Genomic DNA, 17,620 nt, shown 5'->3' with positions numbered 1-17,620 from the left:
GCACGCACCCCAGCCCCGCGACGCCGCGCCCCTATTGCCGGTCGCTCTAAGTGAGACCTTGCGTGCGGACGTTGCCATAGCCCAATTCCACCTTTGCTCGCGACTGAGATCTTGTCGTTCGACCTTCGACGTCACGATGCGTGATAGTCGCTGATGGCATGATGCAGACATGGGGATCACCGTCGTGGACCGCGCGGTCTGCTCGATGAGCGAGGCGGCTCGTGCTCGTTCTTGCTCCCGGCGCGATCGCGTTCGTGGGGAAGGTCGAGTTTGCCCCTGGTGACGGGGAAGTTCACCGCATCCGCCCAGGCGCACTCTTGATCACAAACCTAACGAAGTACTACCAGCTGGTTGTCGACCTGGTGTCTTATGGTCAGTGGCGAGACGCCGAAGTGGCTCGCGATCACGTCGAGGGCGGCGTCCTCGTCGTATGTCTCGAGGGTCGCCAGCGCACGGCGTATTCCCTCGGCCGGGGCAAGCAGCTCGGCTGCGAAGGCACCCGCGACCCGGTCATCGCCGGTGTGGGCGGAGGACAGGAGGAAGATTTGTCGATGCGGCCGGAAAAGCGCCCAGCCGAGTGCCTTCGCGCGGCGGAACGACTGATAGTGGCTACCAGACACCGCAGCGCTCGCGAACTTCGGTGGATCACTCAGCGCGAGCCCGCACCGGTCGTTCCTGACAGCGGCAAAGCCTTGTAGGCCTCCCGCAGGGCCCTGAAGCGCCTGTGCACCCACCCAGGCGGATATGTCGAAGGGCGCGGTCGCCTCGGCGTTCAGCGCCTGCCGTACCGCGCGTGCCATATCAAAGCCGATATGCCATGGCCGCCGAAGGCCAGCGCTGTTCGGCACAGCGTCCGCGGCAAGCTCACCCGCCACCGCCTCACGAAGAGGCGTCAACGACATCGCGGCGTCCGCTGACGCGCGGCCTGCCGCTTCGGACGCCATTGGGATCCACTGAGCGGCTATCTCAAGGGCGTCGAGGTCCGCAGTGTCCAGAAAGTCGGCCTGCAGCTCGGCCGGGATGGCAGGCACGATGGCCAGCAGCTTCGTCGAGGTCGCTTCGTCGACGGAGTACGGGTCGAGGCCCAGTCTTGCCGCCGCCAGGCAGAACTCCTGCTCGTCCTCGTCCGCGCTTCCTATCTCCGCCCATTCCACGGAAAGCGGCGTTTTCCCGACGTCCGACTCCGCGAGCCGGTCCAGGACGCGCTGGACGACGCCGGCCATCGCCTTTCTGGCCTCGTCGGAACGCACCAGTGCTCGTCCGCTTGACGCGAACCGCAACGGCCCCAGTGCCCGGTCCTCGTCGGCGGCCCAGACAACCCGGGTGACCGCGCCTTCGGGCACCACCGTCAGGTCAGGCCAGGCCATCCCGTCCCCGGCGCCTCGCAGGTTGTGCTGGCGCAGCCAGGGATACCGGCGCAGGTTGGACCACGTCCAGTACGCGGGCCTGGTAGCCGAGGGACGCAGGTGCCCCGTCAGCAGCCACCAGTTGGCAGCAATCCATTCAGCCAGCGGATAAAGACTGCCATAGATCGACCGTCGGAAGGTGCCATCTGGCTCCTCTACCTGCGTCACGCAGCTGCCACCCACCCACAGCTGGTACCTCGCCCACGTAGCGGCCAGCTCAGGAGCACGTACGCCCGGTGCGTCGAACCACTCGATCTGCAGTTCGATCCCGATGCTCACGGAAGCCACTCCGGAGCTTCCTCGGGAAGGATCGGATACCTCTTGTACTCGCCGGAGCCCGAGTTACACAGCCGCACCTCATAGACGCGTTCCCCGGCCCGCGTCCACCCATAGCGCGGGAAGTCACCCTCGACGTACGCGCTGAACATTGCCGGCCCGCATCGCGTCGTGCAGCCACTTGGTGACCTCGTCGAGCGCGAGATCACGTGGGCACGCCGACGCGTCGCTTCGCAGCTTCCCCGGCCCAGCGCTGGTCATGTAATCCTTGTGCTCAGGACTCGGGGTATAGGAAACCCGCGCGGCCAGGTCAACCAGCTGCCCCGGATCGGCGGGTGTCAGCCGGGTCGAGCTGCGTGGCCGTCGACGACGAGGAGCCCGCATCGCGACCCCCTCTATCGTGTCCGACTCAGCAGAGCTACGAGACGAGGGTACCGGCGGTCGTCGGCCCGAGCACGCCACATCTGTGTCCTCGGGGTGGCCCGCGACTCTCCGCCGGCCGCGTGAGATGTCCCCCGCTGCTGTTCCAGTCCGGGTTCGACCTTCGTCCCGTCGGCGTTCGTGCTGGTGGGCGCGGCAGGGATCGAACCTGCGACCACTCGCTTGTAAGGCGAGCGCTCTCCCGCTGAGCTACGCGCCCCGGCCCCTCGTAAGGGTACGCAACATCGCCCTCCCGTGGGGAACCGGTGCCGCACCAGTTTGCCACGAGCCCCGACGCCGCCAGCCACCTGGTCGGGGGCAGGGGCAGGGCGCGGACAGGTGGCCGCGGTTATGTCACGGCACGGCCCAGCACCCGCGCGAGCGCGGCCCCGATCTCGTCGCTGAGATCGGGAGACACAGGCATGGACTGCCTACGGGCGCTCCCCCGCGGCAGCTGGGGAGCGGCAACCGAAAGACCCTCGCCAGCCGACACCGGCGAGCTCTCCCGGCCGCAGTCCCGGCACGAGACCGCGCCAAGGGCCTTGGCCAGCTGGGTGGAGCCGCAGCCATCGCACCGGTCAAGAACCTCCGACCATCCCGTCACCTGCTGGCATGGCGGGCAGAACAGAACCTGTTCACCGTCGACCACCGCCCGTCGCCATGGGCTGGACCCGCGCGCGGGATCGGTCTGACGGACGTGACAACGAAAACACGGCATCGCGCGACTACTAACTCCCTCAAGGCCGCCGGGCGCGGATTCATGATCGCATGCCCGGCGGCCGGCCAACTCCCTCAGGACCACCAGTGACATACCGGATGATGATTGCGGTGCGGTCTGACACCTGGCGGGATGACGGGACGATCGGGGGCAGATTACAGGGCCGCGAGCGCCTTCAGATAGTCGGCATGGTCGCGTGCTTCGCCAGGCCCGTTGACAACCCTCCAGCGCACGATGCCCTCTTTGTCGATGACGAAGGTCGCCCGCACCGCGAAGCCCTTGCTCTCCTCCAGCACACCGTAACTGCGCGCAACCTCGCCATGCGGCCAGAAGTCCGCGAGCAGCGGGAAGTCATAGCCCTCGCGATCGGCCCACACCTTGTGCGCGTAAGGCGAGTCGACGGAGATGGCGAGCAGCTGCACATCGTCGTTCTGGAATGACGAGAGGTCGTCACGGACCGCGCAGAGCTCGCCCTGGCAGATGCCGGTAAAAGTGAGCGGGTAAAACAAAAGCACAACGTTACGACGCCCATGGAACTCCGAGAGCGCAACCTCCTCGTTATTTTGATCACGCAAAGTGAAATCTGGGGCAGCGGTGCCCACCTCTACGGCCACTGGGCAATCCTCTCGACAGCGGACGGTGTCCCGTCAGGAAAGGGCGGTCGACCATGCGCACCCAGCATGCCACCTGATCAGCCTTGACATCCGCCACGGCAGGCCGAAGGTACACGCCGGCCAGCTAACCATGCGGAAGCGACGCGTCCGAAGTCTCACATGCGAATATCACAACCAGTAATATTTGCCCTGTTACGTCGCTCCGGGTAAAAATCCGCTACCTCGGTCGCTTCGTCGGCCATCGGACTGGACGCGGCCGAAGCCGCCACGCCCTAGACCATCTGTGATGACCATGCACGACTCACCGGGGCACTACTGTGATCAGTTGCGACCGGGCGGCCGACGGTACACCGAGCGGTACACGGAACAGGGGAACGCGGTGACCGACCAGAACCTCAGTCCGTACGGCCAGCCCCACAGGGGCCAGCAGCCATGCGGGCCGCGGCGCGTCGATGAGCACGACCAGCCCCGCCGCCCGCGTCCGCCGGGCGGCAGGCCCGAACGCGACGCCCGGCTCACCGGTGTGCCCCAGCCCGGTGGGCCGCCGGTCCCCGGCCGCGCGAACCCGGGTTCGACAACACCCGCTCCCAGCGGCTACCCGCAGCCGGCAGATACCGGCATCTACGGCAAACGCCGCAGTCCCTTCGCCGTCTGGCTCGGTCTTCCTCTCATCACTCTTGGTATATACAGCATCATCTGGATCTATAAGATCACCAGAGAGATCAACGAGTATGACCGACGAAACATGATCGATCCGATCCGGCCGGTGCTTGCGGTGACGCTCGGCGTCTTCCTCATCTTTCCACCGTTCATCACCATCTGGCGACTGTGTGCGCACGTACGCCAAGCACAACAAGCGGCGGGCCTGCCCCCGCTACGAATCGGAGCCGCGTTCACCGTCTTTCTTCTCGGTTGTGGCCCACTGAACCTGCAAGGTGAGATCAACCGCATCTGGGACCGGTACCCGGGCGCGGTCGAAGGGCAGCAGGTCCCCCTGCCCGCCCGGCCTTGATACACACCCACCCACAGCCGGCCCTGCTCACCGGCCGCCGCGGCCCAACGGGCGGCCCGTACGCCCCCGGCCGCCACCGGATCTGGCCGGCGACCGGGGTCCCAAGGGACGCCAAGAACCTGTTTCAGATCTTCTGTCCGGGCGATCCACGCCCAGCCGGCACCCGGCTTCGTTGTCGGCCGCACCGATACGGCTCATCCGGTATCGGTGCGGCCTTCCTCCGTGCCAGGAAGCACCTGGACGCGACTCGCGGCCCGAACACAAGATTCACAACGGGCTCTAACGATGCCGGATCCGTTGGGACTTCGGTGCGGCCAGACGCATTCCGGCCCATTCCGCGGCAACGCTCACGGTGCTGGTCTGCACCAAGCCAACGGTCGGTACCGCCTCCAGGACGTCACTGGGTTCGACATGCCCCCGTCTGCCGGCCTTCGGCGTCAGAAGCCAGATCACCCCAGCCTCGGACAGCTGGCGGCGCGCGTCGATGAGCGCCTCCACGAGGTCGCCGTCGTCGTCCCGCCACCACAGCAGTACAACGTCGACCACATCGTCGGAGTCCTCCGGGACGAGTTCCGTTCCGCTGACAGAGGTGACGGCACCTAGAAGATCATGGGCGATGTCATCGTCTTCGTTAAGCGACTGAACCAGTACCCCTGGCGTGATACCCAGACGTTCCGCACGCCGCTGACCCTCGGCGTTCGCCGCGGTCGGACTCACCCTCAACAACCTCCTGCTCGTGTCAGCAGCACACGGACACGCTGTCCGCGTGCAACGGCTGGGCCGCGCGGTGGACTTTCGATCCACCTACCGCCCGCGTCGCCGTAGACCTAGTCCACCGGAGCACCCCCGGGCAGCGCAAGTGCCACGCCGGTAGTTGTGGACAAAGGTGTCGCCCTCGCCCTCTCATCCGGACAGGAACGAGAGCCGAACCGTGCGTTCGGGATTGTCCACGTTGAGATCAACCAATGCGATGGACTGCCATGTCCCGAGCAGCAGGCGACCATCGAGAACCGGAACGGTCAACGATGGTGCGATCAACGCGGGCAATACGTGTGACCTTCCGTGACCATCTGACCCGTGTGCGTGATACCATTTATAATCAACTGGCAACAGCCCCGCAAGCGCGGCAAGAAGATCCGCGTCGCTGCCCGACCCGAGCTCAAGGATCGCGAGTCCGGCAGTCGCATGCGGGACGAACACGGACAGCAGGCCGCTCCCACGACCGGTCACGAATCGTCGTGCCGCAGCTGTGAGATCACAAACACATTCCTCGGCACCGGTGCGCACCGACAGCGTCGTCGTCTCCATGAATCCCCTTCGCCCCCGCCGCCATCCGTCGTCGTCGTCAGCCATTGTCCCCAGCGGTTTCACAAATCCGGCGCATCGGTGGCGGGCCGATCGGCCGGTGGCGCCGTACCTGTCGCGGCGGGTCGCCGCCGCTTGCGCCCCGGCCGCCGACCCGCGTCCCTACCGGCAGGTAACCAGGGGGGCGCGTGACGAGACGGCCCGCGCAGAGCACGATGGAAGGGGACCTACTCGCGACCGAACATGCGAACAACGACCAAGTGACGGCAGGGAGAACGCGTGGCGAAGGACAGCGGCAGGAGGTTCTCGGTCATCACCGATGGGCTTCCCAGCCAGTTGCCGGACATCGACCCGTCCGAAACCAGCGAATGGCTGGATTCCCTGGACTCAGTGATCGACGAGCAGGGCCGCGGTCGGGCAAGATTCCTCATGCTCAAGCTGCTGGAGCGGGCCCGGGAGAAGGCCGTCGGTGTGCCTGGGCTCACCAGCACCGACTTCATCAACACCATTCCGCCGGAGCGGGAGCCGTGGTTTCCGGGCGACGAGCACATCGAACGGCGCATACGCGCGTATATCCGATGGAACGCGGCAATCATGGTAAGCCGGGCAAATCGGCCCGAATACGGCGTTGGCGGTCATATCGCCACCTATGCCTCAAGCGCCGCGCTCTACGAGGTTGGATTCAACCACTTCTTCCGCGGTAAGGACAACCTGACCGCAGGGCCGGGCAGCGACTCCGGCGACCAGATCTTCGTCCAGGGCCACGCCTCGCCGGGAATCTACGCCAGAGCCTTCCTCGAGGGCCGGCTGACCGCCGGCTCTCTTGACGCCTTCCGCCGTGAGAGCGAGGCGGACGGGCTTTCATCATACCCACACCCACGTCTGATGCCCGGCTTCTGGGAGTTCCCGACGGTCTCGATGGGCCTCGGACCGATCCATGCCATCTATCAGGCCCGGTTCAACCGGTACCTGCTGAACCGGCGAATCAAGGACACCTCGCGCAGCCGGGTATGGGCCTTCCTCGGCGACGGCGAGATGGACGAGCCCGAATCAATCGGTGCCCTCGGCATCGCGGCCCGGGAGGAACTCGATAATCTGATCTTCGTCGTGAACTGCAATCTGCAGCGTCTCGACGGCCCGGTACGCGGCAACGGCAAAATCATGCAGGAGCTGGAATCCCTGTTCCGCGGTGCCGGCTGGAACGTCATCAAGGTGGTCTGGGGGCGCGACTGGGACCCCCTGCTCGCCCAGGACACCGACGGGGTCCTGGTACACCGCATGAACACGACGCCGGACGGCCAGTTCCAGACTTACACGACGTCGTCCGGAGCCTACATCCGGGAGCACTTCTTCGGGGCGGACGCCCGGCTGCGCCGCATGGTCAAGGACCTTTCCGACGACGACCTGCGCAAACTTTCACGCGGCGGTCACGATTACCGCAAGCTCTATGCCGCCTACAAGGCCGCGACCGAGCACGCCGGCCAGCCCACGGTCATCCTCGCCCACACCATCAAAGGCTGGACGCTGGGCAAGGACTTCGAGGCCCGTAATGCCACGCACCAGATGAAAAAGCTCACCAAGGGCGAGCTGAAGGAATTCCGCGACCGCCTCTACCTGGAAATTCCCGACGCCGATCTCGAGCTGGATCTGCCCCCGTACTTCCATCCCGGCCCGGATTCGGACGAGATCCAGTACATGCGGGAGCGACGGGCCGCCCTCGACGGTTCGCTCCCCCGGCGGGTCGTGCTGGCGCGGCCCCTTCCCCAGCCACCGAAATCAATCTTCGATGATCTACGACGGGGCTCGGGCAAACAGCCGGTGGCGACCACCATGGCCTTCGTCCGCCTGTTCAAGGATCTACTGAAGACGAAGGAGATAGGCGCCCACTTCGTCCCGGTCATCCCGGACGAAGCCCGTACCTTCGGTATGGACGCCATGTTCCCGACCGCCAAAATATACTCACCACACGGGCAGCGCTATGAGGCGGTCGACCGCGACCTGCTGCTCTCCTACCAGGAGTCCGAATCCGGCCAGATGCTGCACGAGGGCATCAACGAAGCCGGCTCGATGGGTTCGGTCATAGCCGCGGGCACCGCGTATGCCACCCATGGGGTCCATATGATCCCGGTGTACGTCTTCTACTCGATGTTCGGATTTCAGCGGACCGGCGACCAGATGTGGGCGTTCGGTGACCAGCTCGGCCGCGGGTTCCTGCTCGGCGCCACCGCCGGGCGCACCACTCTCAACGGTGAGGGGCTCCAGCACCAGGACGGCCATTCGCTGCTGCTCGCCTCGACGAACCCGGCCTGCGTGGCCTATGATCCCGCGTTTGCTTTCGAGGTCTCCCACATCGTCCGCGACGGCCTCGACCGCATGTACGGCGAGCGCGACGAAAACGTCTTCTACTATCTGACCGTCTACAACGAGCCTTTCCCGCAGCCGGCCGAACCGGCCGGGATCGACCCGGCACAGATCCTCGCCGGTATGTATCTGTTCCGGCCGTTCGCCGACGCTGGCCTGACCGCTCGGTCGCCGGCGGAGATCGCGTCAGGCGCGGCACCGCATTGCGCACAGCTGCTGGCCAGCGGCACCGGTATGCGGTGGGCGCTGGAGGCCCAGGAGCTGCTGGCGAACGATTTCGGCGTGGAAGCGGACGTGTGGTCGGTGACCTCCTGGAACGAGCTGCGCCGGGAGGCTCTCAGCTGCGAGGAACACAATCTGCTGAATCCGGATTCGGTGGAACGCCGGCCATACGCGACCCGTCTCCTGGAAGGGGCACCCGGACCAGTGATTGCCGTAAGTGACTGGATGCGGGCGGTACCGGACCAGATCTCGCGGTGGATTCCACAGGACTACTCCTCCCTCGGCACCGACGGCTACGGGCGCTCCGACACCCGGGCGGCATTGCGTCGCCACTTCCACGTGGACGCCCAATCGATCACGGTGGCGACGCTGGAGGCGCTGGCGCGCCACGGCTCGGTCAAGACCGCCGTCGTCGAGGACGCGATCCGCCGCTACGGACTGCGTGACTAGTGGTCGCCGTCGGCATCCCGATCCGGGATGCCGACGGCGGGTGCTCTCACCGGCCGAGGGTGGCGTGCATCTCCCAGACCAGGATTTCCGCCGGCCCGGCCGACGCGCTGACCACAAGCCCGTCACAGCCTCGGATCCGGGCCGCGTCACCAGCGGTGAGATCACCAGAGGTCTCCAACGTAACCGTGCCACGCGCGACGAACAGATGTACCCATGGCGCGGCCGGCAGCCGCACGCAGCCGGACTCGGGCAGGCGTGCGCCATGCAGGATGGCGTTGTTCTGCCGAATGTCAACCGCCGCCCGCGAACCGCCGCCGCCGGCCACCGCCACCAGGTCACCCGCGGCGAGCGCGTCCGTCACATCCATCTGGGCGTAGCCAGGGGTGATCCCCGCTATGTCCGGAATCACCCACATCTGGATAAAGCGGACTATACCGGGATCTCCTGGGACAGGTTCCCGCGCTTCGGAGCCCACCGCCGCGTTCAGTTCCGCGTGCAGGATCCCGGTGCCCGCGCTCATGCGCTGGACGATCCCGGGGCTGATCACACCGCTGCTTCCGGTGGAATCGGTATGCGTAAGCTCACCCTCGAGGACCCAGGTCACGATCTCCATGTCCCGGTGCGCGTGGGTGCTGAAACCACCACCAGGAGCGATGCTGTCATCGTTGTTGACCAGCAGCAGGCCGAAGTGGGTATTGGCAGGGTCATAGTGACGACCGAACGCGAACGAGTGGCGCGACTCCAGCCATGGCTTTCGGGTGACGGCCCGGCTGTCCGAGCGCCTGACGGCAATCGCCGTTCCTCGCGACATCGAGATATCAGTCACAGTCCCGTCCTACCCTTTCTTGTCACTCATCTATACCTGTCCGCTACCATTGGTGCAGCTACTCTCAGCTCGCGAGTTGTCGTAGAGTGCGTCCCACGTGGATGCCCCCAGACCATGGTCCAACGTATTCGTCCTCACCTCGCGGTCAGGACGGTCCCGAGCGGCGGGTCCCAAGGGTCTCCGGCCGGACGATGACCGTCCTGGCCGCACGGTCATCGTCCGGCCAGGCGGGCTCTGATGATTGCAGCACCATCGCCCCTCCCGGCCCTGGGGGGCTGCCGGGAACCCGAAAGAGCTATGATCGCGCTATCGCTGCCCCACCAGCCCCTGAGGCTGTTGGCCAGGTGGTCCAAACGCAACGTGAGTGCCTCCGAGGAGGCGATGTGACGGCTGCCGACAGCTCGGCGAAACAGATGTCATCGGTTACCAGCAACACAATTGTTACCTGGCGTTACTACCTGAACGCGAGGTCGTGAGGTGGCCCGCATAACACTCGGGAAAAAAACATGATTCTGCGGTCACGTCGGATCAACCGGCTGGAGGATCACCCCAACCTGCGTGGTATTCTCACCATCCTCACGCAACTGGTACATACCAGTGACGCTGAGCTCAACCAGCTCGCGTCGGCTTGGCACAACACCTCACAGCTCGCCGCCGCGCGGGACAAGGCGCTCTCACCGGACGCCCCGCTGGTCGTCGAGGTTCTCGCCGCCTTCGACGCGCTCTCGGCCATCTACGCCGATGACCTCGCGGGCATCGACGACTACGTGACGGTCGATCCGGGCATCACCGCGACCGCGCTCAAGGCAATTCGTGACGCAATCGCCGCCGCCTACGCAAAACCGATCCTCACGCGGTCGGAGTACGCGGCGCTGACGCGACCGTGGCGTGCCGTCTACCCGCGCGGCCGAGGCCACGAACCGGACCTCGGCCCTTTCGGATCCGAGGTCAAGCGGGTCCTCGCGGCGCTGCCGGTGCTCGCGCGCCGTTGCCACGATGCCGACAGCCTCCGGGTCTACGACTGCCTGCTCGTCACCGCGCTCACCCGCGACGAGAGCGAGCACCGGGATGCGATGGAAACCGCCTTCAACAGCGCCGTGCGTACCGGTCGCCGGCGCGTGTGGACTCTGGTCCGGCGCAGCGCCGCCGAGGGGTTCTGGCGGCTGTGCCCGTCCTGCCGCAACATGATCAATACCGATGACGCCGCTGCCGACCAGCGTGTCATGGAGCTGTGTGCCGATCTCGCCTGCGCGCTGCTCGTCCAGGACATCCTCGACCCGGATACGCTCGCCAGCCTGACGGCACCGCTGCACACGCTCATCCCGCCGCAGAACCGCCACGGCGGCGAACGGCGACAGCCGGGCCGGGATCTTCCTCCCGATAGATCATCAGGCGAACGGCATTCGTAGTGATCGTTAAATGGACGATCTCCGTGCCGACCTCGCCGTCGTGCGCGAAGGACAACGGCCCCTGCCTGGACAGCAGCCGCACCCGCTTGACCGATGTCTGCTCGTAGACCCGGCTCCGGCCAAGGGAACCGGTCAGGATGGCTCCCGCCAGCCGCGTCCGGGCGAACGGGGATTTGCCGTCGACAAGACGGAGGTCCAGAAGCCCCTCGTCCAGACGCTCGCGGTAGGTCGGGGCAAACCCGTCCGGCCGGTAGATCCCATTACCCACGAAAACCAGCCACAGCCGGCGCTGGCGCCCGTTGATCTCCACCTGAACCGCCGGTTCGCGCCGCAGCACCGAGACCAGCGCGAATGCCATAGCCGGCCACTTGCCCATCCTGGCCTCGAGCTTCTCCCGGATGGCGACCATGTCCGGATAACTGCCGATACTCACGGTGTTGAGGTAGATGTGCCCGAATCGGCTCCCAATCGGCCGGACGCCGTCGATACGCCCGACGTCAACGCTGACCGCCGTACCGCTTCGCACCGCGCGCGCCGTGGCCTCGGCGGAGCCGAGACCCAGGTCGGTGGCGAAGTGGTTGAGAGTGCCACCGGGGAAGAGGGCGAGCGGCAGGCCGTGGTCCAGCGCGACCTGGGCGGCCTCGGCGGCGGTCCCGTCGCCGCCTACCGCGCCGAGCACCCTGGCGCGCCGCGCGGCCGCGAGCAGCGCCTGTCTCAGCTCGCCGTCGGCGCCCGCCCGCAGGATCTCCGCCTGGGGAAGGAAAGCGCCGATGACCGCCAGGATGTCATGGTTGTGACCACCGCCAGCCTGTTCGTTGACGACAACCACCAGGCCCGCGCCGTCGGGTAACGTCGGCACCGATGGTGGAGCCGGACGAGCCCGCACCGGAGTGTACGGACGCCTGGGCATGACCTTGGTCGTCGCCAGCGCCGCCGTAATCCCGATGGCGACACCCGCGAGAACGTCACTCGGGTAGTGGACGCCGACATAGACCCGGGAAAAGGCCACCGCCGAAGCGAGGATCCCGACCGGGATCGCCGCGACCGGCGCGTCCATCGCGGCCGCGGTGGCAAACGCCGCGGCGGAGGCGGCATGGCCGGAGGGAAAGGAAAAAGTTGTGAGATCCCGGCGGAGCCGGCGGCGCAGCGGTACGCCGTTCTGATCAGGACGGCCCCGGCGGAACACCACCTTGGCTGGTCCGTTCGCGGTCGCGCTGGCGAGCCCGAGGGCCAGCACGCCTCGAAAGGCCGCTCGCCTGCGCCGTCCTCTGCTGACGCCAAGCACCACCGCTGTCCCCCACCACAGCAGGCCGTGGTCGCCAGCCCGGGACAGGCCCGGCAGGATCGGGTCGAGCAGCGGACGAACAGCGGCAAGCCGGGCGAAGACGGCCCGGTCCACGCCGGAAACGACCGAGAGCGGCAATCGTGCCCCGTCCGCGGCCAGCCCGCTTCCGGTGACGAGGCCCCGCTGCTGGCGGGCCGCGTCAGGCAGTGCGGCTACGCGGTGTCGGCAGGGCTGTCTGGTGGCGTGTCACAACCGCCGCGGCAGCGCTGCTCACCAGGCTCGGAAGTCCTCGCCGGGGCTCGATGGTGCCCCCTGTCGGCAGAATCTCCCCTGTGTCGTCAAACAAGATCACGCCATTGCACAGCAGGCTCCATCCCTGATCGTAGTGTCGAATCGTGACCCGCGCGGCGTCCCGGTCGGGACTGGCGGCGGAAGGACAGGCCGGGGAGTGCGGACAGCTCGCCGGGCCGGGCAGGTGAGACGCGGTGGGTACCTGTGAACTCGCCGACGTCCTTGTCGATGGATCTCCAGAAACCGTTGTTCCTCGCACAGTCACAGAAGATTACGCCCCCAGGTAACGGACGTCACATCGACCTGCCTGTCTTCGCGGTGGACATGGTTCCCATGTGGACGCACTTCGGATGTACATCGAGTTCGGCTGCGGACGGAGTTCACAAGCAGCATGCTTCATGGGTAGATGCGCGGATCGCTGGATGACGAGAGAGCCACAACTCGACGCGCTTCGTAGCCGACCGCTGCTCTGTCGCGACCACCACTACCAGCAATCAACACGTTGAAACTACCCGGTGACAGATATCGGATATATCGATGCCGCCTGATGGCGGGAAAACGTCTTCGGTACCTTTTCCTGGACCCATTACAGGCCCGTACCCGGCCCGTTGGCGGCCGGCCGGGATCTCGCGGCCCCGCGGGCGACCCGCACGGGTACCTACAGAGCGGTTCATGTCGATGAAGATGCTGAGGTATCAGCCGCCATACGGCCCGGACGCGGGCACTGCCGACGTCCGGGCCACGACAGCACTCGCGGCGCCGGCCCGTGCGGCGGCAGCGGGCAGCACGGCAGGGGGCAGCACGGCAGCAGCGCGGCAGCGGCTGCCGCAGCCTCGTCCGTTCGAGGCGAAGTCCTTTCGGGTGTATTTCGCGATACATGCATGAAAACCATCCCCGCCGGCTGGCGCGCCCTGCTGCCGATGTTCGGCATACGCCCGGCTGACCTGCGACGGCACTGCCTGATAATCCTTCTGGCCAGCCTGGCCAGCGCATTACGGGTGCTCGCGATGGTCGCTTACCGGCCCGCTTTTGAATTTGCCGGCGACTCCTACGCCTATCTCCAGCTCGCCCGGCACCTCACGCCGGATTCGGTCCGGCCCGCGGGTTACCCGGTCATGCTGCGCGCGTTGGCCGGGACCGGCGAACTGTGGGTGGTGCCCGCCGTTCAACACGCCCTCGGTGTGGCGCTCGGGCTTGTCCTCTACGCGCTTCTCACGCACCGCGGTATCGCGCCTGGCGTCGCGGCACTCGCGGCGGCGCCGGTGCTCCTGGACGCCTACCAGGTGAACATCGAACACTTCGTCATGGCGGAAACATTGTTCGACGTCCTGATGGTCGCCGGGGTCGTCGCCCTGTTGTGGAACCCGCAACCGTCGCCGTGGGCCTGCGGGCTCGCCGGCGGCATGCTCGCGCTCGCCGCGCTCGTCCGCACGGTCGGTATCGCCCTCGGGCTACTGGCGCTGCTCTACCTCGTCGCCCGACGGGTCGGATGGTCACGATCGGTTGCGTTCGCCGGGACGCTGGCCGTACCGCTGCTCGGGTACATGTTCTGGTTTCACGCGACACACGGTTCCTACGCACTGACCGGTGGCGACACCTACTGGCTCTACGGCCGGGTCGCGCCCATCGCCGACTGCGCACGCCTCGATCTCACCCCGTCGACGAATCAGTTGTGCTCTCCCCACCCGCCGGGCGAGCGGCCCGGCCCGAACTACTACGTGTGGAACCACCACAGCCCCCGCTTCACCGTCGGCCTTCCCGAGGCCGCGAAAAAGGCCGCCCTGGCTGACTTCGCCCACCAGGTCATCGAGCACCAGCCGGAGGATTACGCCCGGATGGTGCTCGGCGACGTGGCCCACTACTTCGCACCCGGGCGGCGGTCCGGCCCGCGTGACTGGCCTGTCGGTACCTGGCGCTTCCCCGCTGGCCCGGTGCCCGCCTACTGGAACACCAGCGCGCCACTCGTGACCTTCGACGGTGGCGGGGCCGCCCGTGGCGTGGCCCCGGCGCCGGCCGCGTTCCTGCGGGCCTACCAGCACCACGTCTACACCCCCGGGCCCGCGCTGGGCGCGCTGGCCGTACTGGCCGTGCTCGGTGCCGCCGCCGGGGTCCCGCGTCGGTCCCGGGCATCGCGTAACGGGGAGCACGGCGAAACCGGGCGGATCCGAGCCGACTGCGCGCTGCTCATCACCGCGGGCATGGCCCTGCTGGTCATCCCGTCGGCAACCGTGTGTTTCGACTACCGCTACATGCTGCCCGCACTGCTGCTGTTCCCCCCGGCCGCCGCGTTCGGCTGGCATCAGGTCACCGCGGCCCGCGCCGCGGCCGAGCTGCCGGGGAAAGGCTCGGGCTGGCCGCCGGAACCTGCGACAACCGGCAACAAAGACTTCTACGATCACGGTGTGAACAACCGGATATGCCCGACGCCGATCCTCCCGCTGGGCGCGCCCGCGGACGGCGGGACAGCATGAGCACACGACACGAAGTGACCGTCTCCGCGTCGGCCGAGCGCGACCTGGAACGGCTGCCGGACAGAACAGCGGGCGAGATCCGCCGATTCTTCCATGGGCCGCTGCGCAACGATCCCCGCAAGGCCGGGACCCCCCTGCCGGAGTCGCGCTCCACCATGTGGGAGGCGGCCGGCCCAGCCTGGCGGATCCTCTACCAGGTAGACGCCAATACCCTTACCGTACGTGTCATGGTCGTTGCCAAACGCGGCGATCAAAACCGACCTCACGATCAGGGCCGACGTGCCTCGTAGCCCGGCAGGCGACCGCGCTCCCGCGACGGGAAGGGCTCGCCCACGTTCGGCTCGGGCCACCGGTGCTGTCGGAGCTCGCCGCTCTCCTACGCCCCTGCTGGCAGCCGCAGTGGCCCGCAAAGGCGCTCAGGAGACGTTGACCCCGAAGTCGAGGGCGATCCCCCGCAGGCCGGAGGCATAGCCCTGGCCAACCGCGCGGAACTTCCACTCGTTGGCGTGGCGGTAGAGCTCCCCGAAAATCATCGCCGTCTCGGTGGAGGCATCCTCGGTGAGATCGTAACGGGCGATCTCCGTGCCGGCCGTCGAGTCGACCACCCGGATGAACGCGTCCCGAACCTGGCCGAAGGTCTGCCGGCGCGACTCCGCATCGTAGATCGACACCGCGAAGACGACTTTGGACGCCTGCGGGGTGAGCGCGAACAGCTCAACGGTGATCTGCTCGTCATCGCCGCCGCCACCACCGACAAGGTTGTCACCCAGGTGCTTCACGGCCCCGTCGGGGCTCATCAGGTTGTTGAAGAAGACGAAGTACTGGTCGGACAGAACCTTGCCCAGGTTGTTGACGACAATCGCGCTCGCATCAAGATCGTAATCTGCGCCGGAGGTCTGGCGTACCTGCCAGCCCAGACCGACGGTCACCGCCGTGAGGTTCGGAGCGACCTTGCTGAGCGACACATTGCCGCCCTTGGACAGCGACACCGATGCCATACGCGGAGCTTAATGCCTCTGTCACGTCCGCAGTGGCGCAAGGTCCATGATCCGGCAGCCGGGGACATCGGCCCCGCGACGCCCCTCACCCGGCCGGGGCGGGACACTCCCGCACGTCCAGGGAACCTGTGGAGTCGGCATGCAAACCGTTGAGGTCGGTGACCGTGACGGTGAAGGACAACGGACCAGCGGTGGTCGATGGCCCGACCGGCCCTGACCAAGCGGACTGCTGCCCGGTCGCGCTGTCAAGATCGAGGGAGGTGGTCGTCGTCCGGCCATCCGGCAGCCGGGCTACCAGCCGTACACCGAAAACACCGGTCGAGTCGGTCGCCCGCACCGACACCGTCGACTGGGCCGGGCTGGACGCGGACGCGCATCCCAGCGGGTAGACGATCGACGGGACCGCGGCGACCGAGTCGATGGCGGGCGGACCGGACACGGTCGCGGTCACCCGAATCGCCCCGCGGCTGTCGGCCGCTGCCCCGCCGCCGCGAGCGGCGACCGCGACCGCGATATCCACCGTGCCAACCGGTGCGGCGGCGCGGTCGAGGGAAAAAACAGTTGTCGCGCGGCCACCCGCGGCGACCGCGCCGGCCGAAGGGGCGATGGTGAGCCAGGCCGGGGCTGCCGCGAACCGGTAATCGACGGCGGTGGTACCGGTGTTGCGCAGTTCCACCGTGGCCGAGGAGTTGACCGAGCCGAAGCCGACCGTGCCGGGCGCGAACACCAGGCTCGCGACCGAGGCCGCGGTTGCCGTGGGGGAGATGATCCGGGCGCCGCCGTCGGCGGCGACCACCGGCAGCGGCATTGTCGATCGTCCGGTGGGGCTGGGAGCGCCGCCGGCCGTGGCCTCGTTCACGCTGCCGCGGCCCGTGTCGACGGGGGTGGGCGGCGTGGTTACGCCCCTGGCGACGGCGCCGGAGGCCCCTGTCACCGCGACGGCCGCGGGCTCGTGCGGTGGGACCGCCTGCGCCCCGGCCGGCCGGAAGCGCAGCCACGCGCCCACCCCCACGACGATCAGCAACGCCGTGGCCGCGGCGACGATGCGCCCCCAACGGATAGGAAGGATCCGGCCCGATCTCCCCCAGGGTGATCGATGCCGTCCCCCCGTGCCACCGTCACGATCCGCGAACCGCGTCATCGAACTGAGCGTAGGTCGACGAAGGTTGCCTGCACAGGGGATCCGCCCGTCCGCGCGCCAACGAAACGGTCACAGTTCTCACCGGGCGCAGATCAACGGACCGCCCTCGCAACGAGGGAATCAGGTACGCAGCGAAATCACAACGAACCTTCAGCGCCCGCCAGCCTCATCCGCCAGCCTCACCGAGGCGCACGCGCCACGCTCACCCAACCTGCTCACCAACCTGTTCACCGCTCACCCAGCATGCTTACCCGTTGTCCACCAGTGAGCGGCCGACCGGCGACGCCGCTGACGGCGGGTCAGGCGGCCCGCCAGCCGCGGCAAAATTCGATCATGATGCATCTGGGCCGTGGAAATGACAACGTCGTAAACGCATAGTCGCCTGCTCGTGCCGTAAACGCGTAATCGCCTGTCG

17 protein-coding genes and 1 tRNA gene are annotated in these 17,620 nt (G+C 67.2%); 6 read left to right on the top strand and 12 right to left on the bottom strand.

The features are described from left to right. Nucleotides 1-329: 329 nt before the first annotated feature. From MJ797_RS21780 to MJ797_RS21760, 5 genes are all read right to left on the bottom strand, one after another. Nucleotides 330-1,685 carry an ImmA/IrrE family metallo-endopeptidase gene (locus tag MJ797_RS21780; RefSeq protein WP_239340301.1) on the bottom strand — a complete coding sequence of 452 codons (1,356 nt, stop codon included), beginning with the start codon at nucleotides 1,683-1,685 and terminating at the stop codon, nucleotides 330-332. Between the two features lie 123 nt (nucleotides 1,686-1,808). Then, nucleotides 1,809-2,066, bottom strand: a complete 258-nt coding sequence (locus tag MJ797_RS21775) for a hypothetical protein (protein ID WP_239340297.1) — start codon at nucleotides 2,064-2,066, stop codon at nucleotides 1,809-1,811. Between the two features lie 181 nt (nucleotides 2,067-2,247). Beyond that, nucleotides 2,248-2,322, bottom strand: a tRNA-Val gene (locus tag MJ797_RS21770). Nucleotides 2,323-2,451: 129 nt separating this feature from the next. Then, on the bottom strand, nucleotides 2,452-2,751 hold the full coding sequence (locus MJ797_RS21765) for a hypothetical protein (RefSeq protein WP_239340295.1): 300 nt from the start codon (nucleotides 2,749-2,751) through the stop codon (nucleotides 2,452-2,454). A 224-nt stretch (nucleotides 2,752-2,975) separates the two neighbouring features. After that, complete coding sequence (locus MJ797_RS21760) at nucleotides 2,976-3,434, bottom strand: peroxiredoxin (protein WP_239340293.1); 459 nt, start codon at nucleotides 3,432-3,434, stop codon at nucleotides 2,976-2,978. A 286-nt stretch (nucleotides 3,435-3,720) separates the two neighbouring features. Here MJ797_RS21760 and MJ797_RS21755 point away from each other — a divergent pair, with 286 nt between their 5' ends. Continuing rightward, nucleotides 3,721-4,446: a DUF4234 domain-containing protein gene (locus MJ797_RS21755; protein WP_239340284.1), complete on the top strand. Its 726-nt coding sequence runs from the start codon at nucleotides 3,721-3,723 to the stop codon at nucleotides 4,444-4,446. A gap of 279 nt (nucleotides 4,447-4,725) precedes the next feature. On the opposite strand, the gene MJ797_RS21750 is transcribed toward MJ797_RS21755, so the two are convergent. Together MJ797_RS21750 and MJ797_RS21745 are read right to left on the bottom strand one after the other, a co-directional pair. Further along, the gene (locus tag MJ797_RS21750; RefSeq protein ID WP_239340282.1) at nucleotides 4,726-5,163 is read right to left on the bottom strand and encodes a DUF3052 domain-containing protein; all 438 of its coding nucleotides are present in this window, start codon (nucleotides 5,161-5,163) and stop codon (nucleotides 4,726-4,728) included. 186 nt (nucleotides 5,164-5,349) lie between these two features. Further along, complete coding sequence (locus tag MJ797_RS21745; protein WP_239340280.1) at nucleotides 5,350-5,754, bottom strand: secondary thiamine-phosphate synthase enzyme YjbQ; 405 nt, start codon at nucleotides 5,752-5,754, stop codon at nucleotides 5,350-5,352. Between the two features lie 276 nt (nucleotides 5,755-6,030). On the opposite strand from MJ797_RS21745, the gene aceE reads away from it, so the two are divergent. After that, nucleotides 6,031-8,784: a pyruvate dehydrogenase (acetyl-transferring), homodimeric type gene (aceE, locus tag MJ797_RS21740; protein WP_305039798.1), complete on the top strand. Its 2,754-nt coding sequence runs from the start codon at nucleotides 6,031-6,033 to the stop codon at nucleotides 8,782-8,784. A 46-nt stretch (nucleotides 8,785-8,830) separates the two neighbouring features. Here aceE and MJ797_RS21735 read toward each other — a convergent pair whose 3' ends face one another. After that, nucleotides 8,831-9,595, bottom strand: coding sequence for a pirin-like bicupin family protein (locus MJ797_RS21735; RefSeq protein WP_239340268.1), 765 nt, complete (start codon nucleotides 9,593-9,595; stop codon nucleotides 8,831-8,833). Nucleotides 9,596-10,116: 521 nt separating this feature from the next. Here MJ797_RS21735 and MJ797_RS21730 point away from each other — a divergent pair. Then, complete coding sequence (locus MJ797_RS21730; protein ID WP_239340266.1) at nucleotides 10,117-11,019, top strand: hypothetical protein; 903 nt, start codon at nucleotides 10,117-10,119, stop codon at nucleotides 11,017-11,019. Here the strand turns inward: MJ797_RS21730 and MJ797_RS21725 are convergent. Both MJ797_RS21725 and MJ797_RS21720 read right to left on the bottom strand, forming a co-directional pair. Next, complete coding sequence (locus MJ797_RS21725) at nucleotides 10,928-12,418, bottom strand: phosphatase PAP2 family protein (protein WP_308128356.1); 1,491 nt, start codon at nucleotides 12,416-12,418, stop codon at nucleotides 10,928-10,930. The genes MJ797_RS21730 and MJ797_RS21725 overlap by 92 nt on opposite strands. Nucleotides 12,419-12,503: 85 nt before the next feature. Beyond that, nucleotides 12,504-12,854 carry a DUF5999 family protein gene (locus MJ797_RS21720; protein WP_239310815.1) on the bottom strand — a complete coding sequence of 117 codons (351 nt, stop codon included), beginning with the start codon at nucleotides 12,852-12,854 and terminating at the stop codon, nucleotides 12,504-12,506. Nucleotides 12,855-13,273: 419 nt separating this feature from the next. On the opposite strand from MJ797_RS21720, the gene MJ797_RS21715 reads away from it, so the two are divergent. From MJ797_RS21715 to MJ797_RS21705, 3 genes are read left to right on the top strand one after another with little or no spacing between them, the layout of a single operon-like run. Beyond that, nucleotides 13,274-13,480, top strand: a complete 207-nt coding sequence (locus MJ797_RS21715) for a hypothetical protein (RefSeq protein WP_239340264.1) — start codon at nucleotides 13,274-13,276, stop codon at nucleotides 13,478-13,480. Continuing rightward, nucleotides 13,477-15,066, top strand: coding sequence for a hypothetical protein (locus tag MJ797_RS21710; RefSeq protein WP_239340261.1), 1,590 nt, complete (start codon nucleotides 13,477-13,479; stop codon nucleotides 15,064-15,066). Before MJ797_RS21715 ends, MJ797_RS21710 begins: the two co-directional genes overlap by 4 nt. Beyond that, complete coding sequence (locus tag MJ797_RS21705) at nucleotides 15,063-15,356, top strand: type II toxin-antitoxin system RelE/ParE family toxin (RefSeq protein ID WP_239340258.1); 294 nt, start codon at nucleotides 15,063-15,065, stop codon at nucleotides 15,354-15,356. The genes MJ797_RS21710 and MJ797_RS21705 overlap by 4 nt, the downstream gene beginning before the upstream one ends. A gap of 126 nt (nucleotides 15,357-15,482) precedes the next feature. Here MJ797_RS21705 and MJ797_RS21700 read toward each other — a convergent pair whose 3' ends face one another. Both MJ797_RS21700 and MJ797_RS21695 read right to left on the bottom strand, forming a co-directional pair. Continuing rightward, nucleotides 15,483-16,064, bottom strand: coding sequence for a TerD family protein (locus tag MJ797_RS21700; RefSeq protein ID WP_239340255.1), 582 nt, complete (start codon nucleotides 16,062-16,064; stop codon nucleotides 15,483-15,485). An 85-nt stretch (nucleotides 16,065-16,149) separates the two neighbouring features. Further along, entirely contained in the window at nucleotides 16,150-17,205 is a 1,056-nt protein-coding gene (locus tag MJ797_RS21695) for a hypothetical protein (RefSeq protein WP_239340252.1), read from the bottom strand. Between the last annotated feature and the right edge of the window lie 415 nt (nucleotides 17,206-17,620).

The organism is Protofrankia sp. CiP3, from assembly GCF_917627345.1.
In the GTDB taxonomy this organism is placed as follows: Bacteria; Actinomycetota; Actinomycetes; order Frankiales; family Frankiaceae; genus Protofrankia.
The sequence above is the reverse complement of the archived record's forward strand: the minus strand, read 5'-3'. Positions and strand labels throughout refer to the sequence as shown.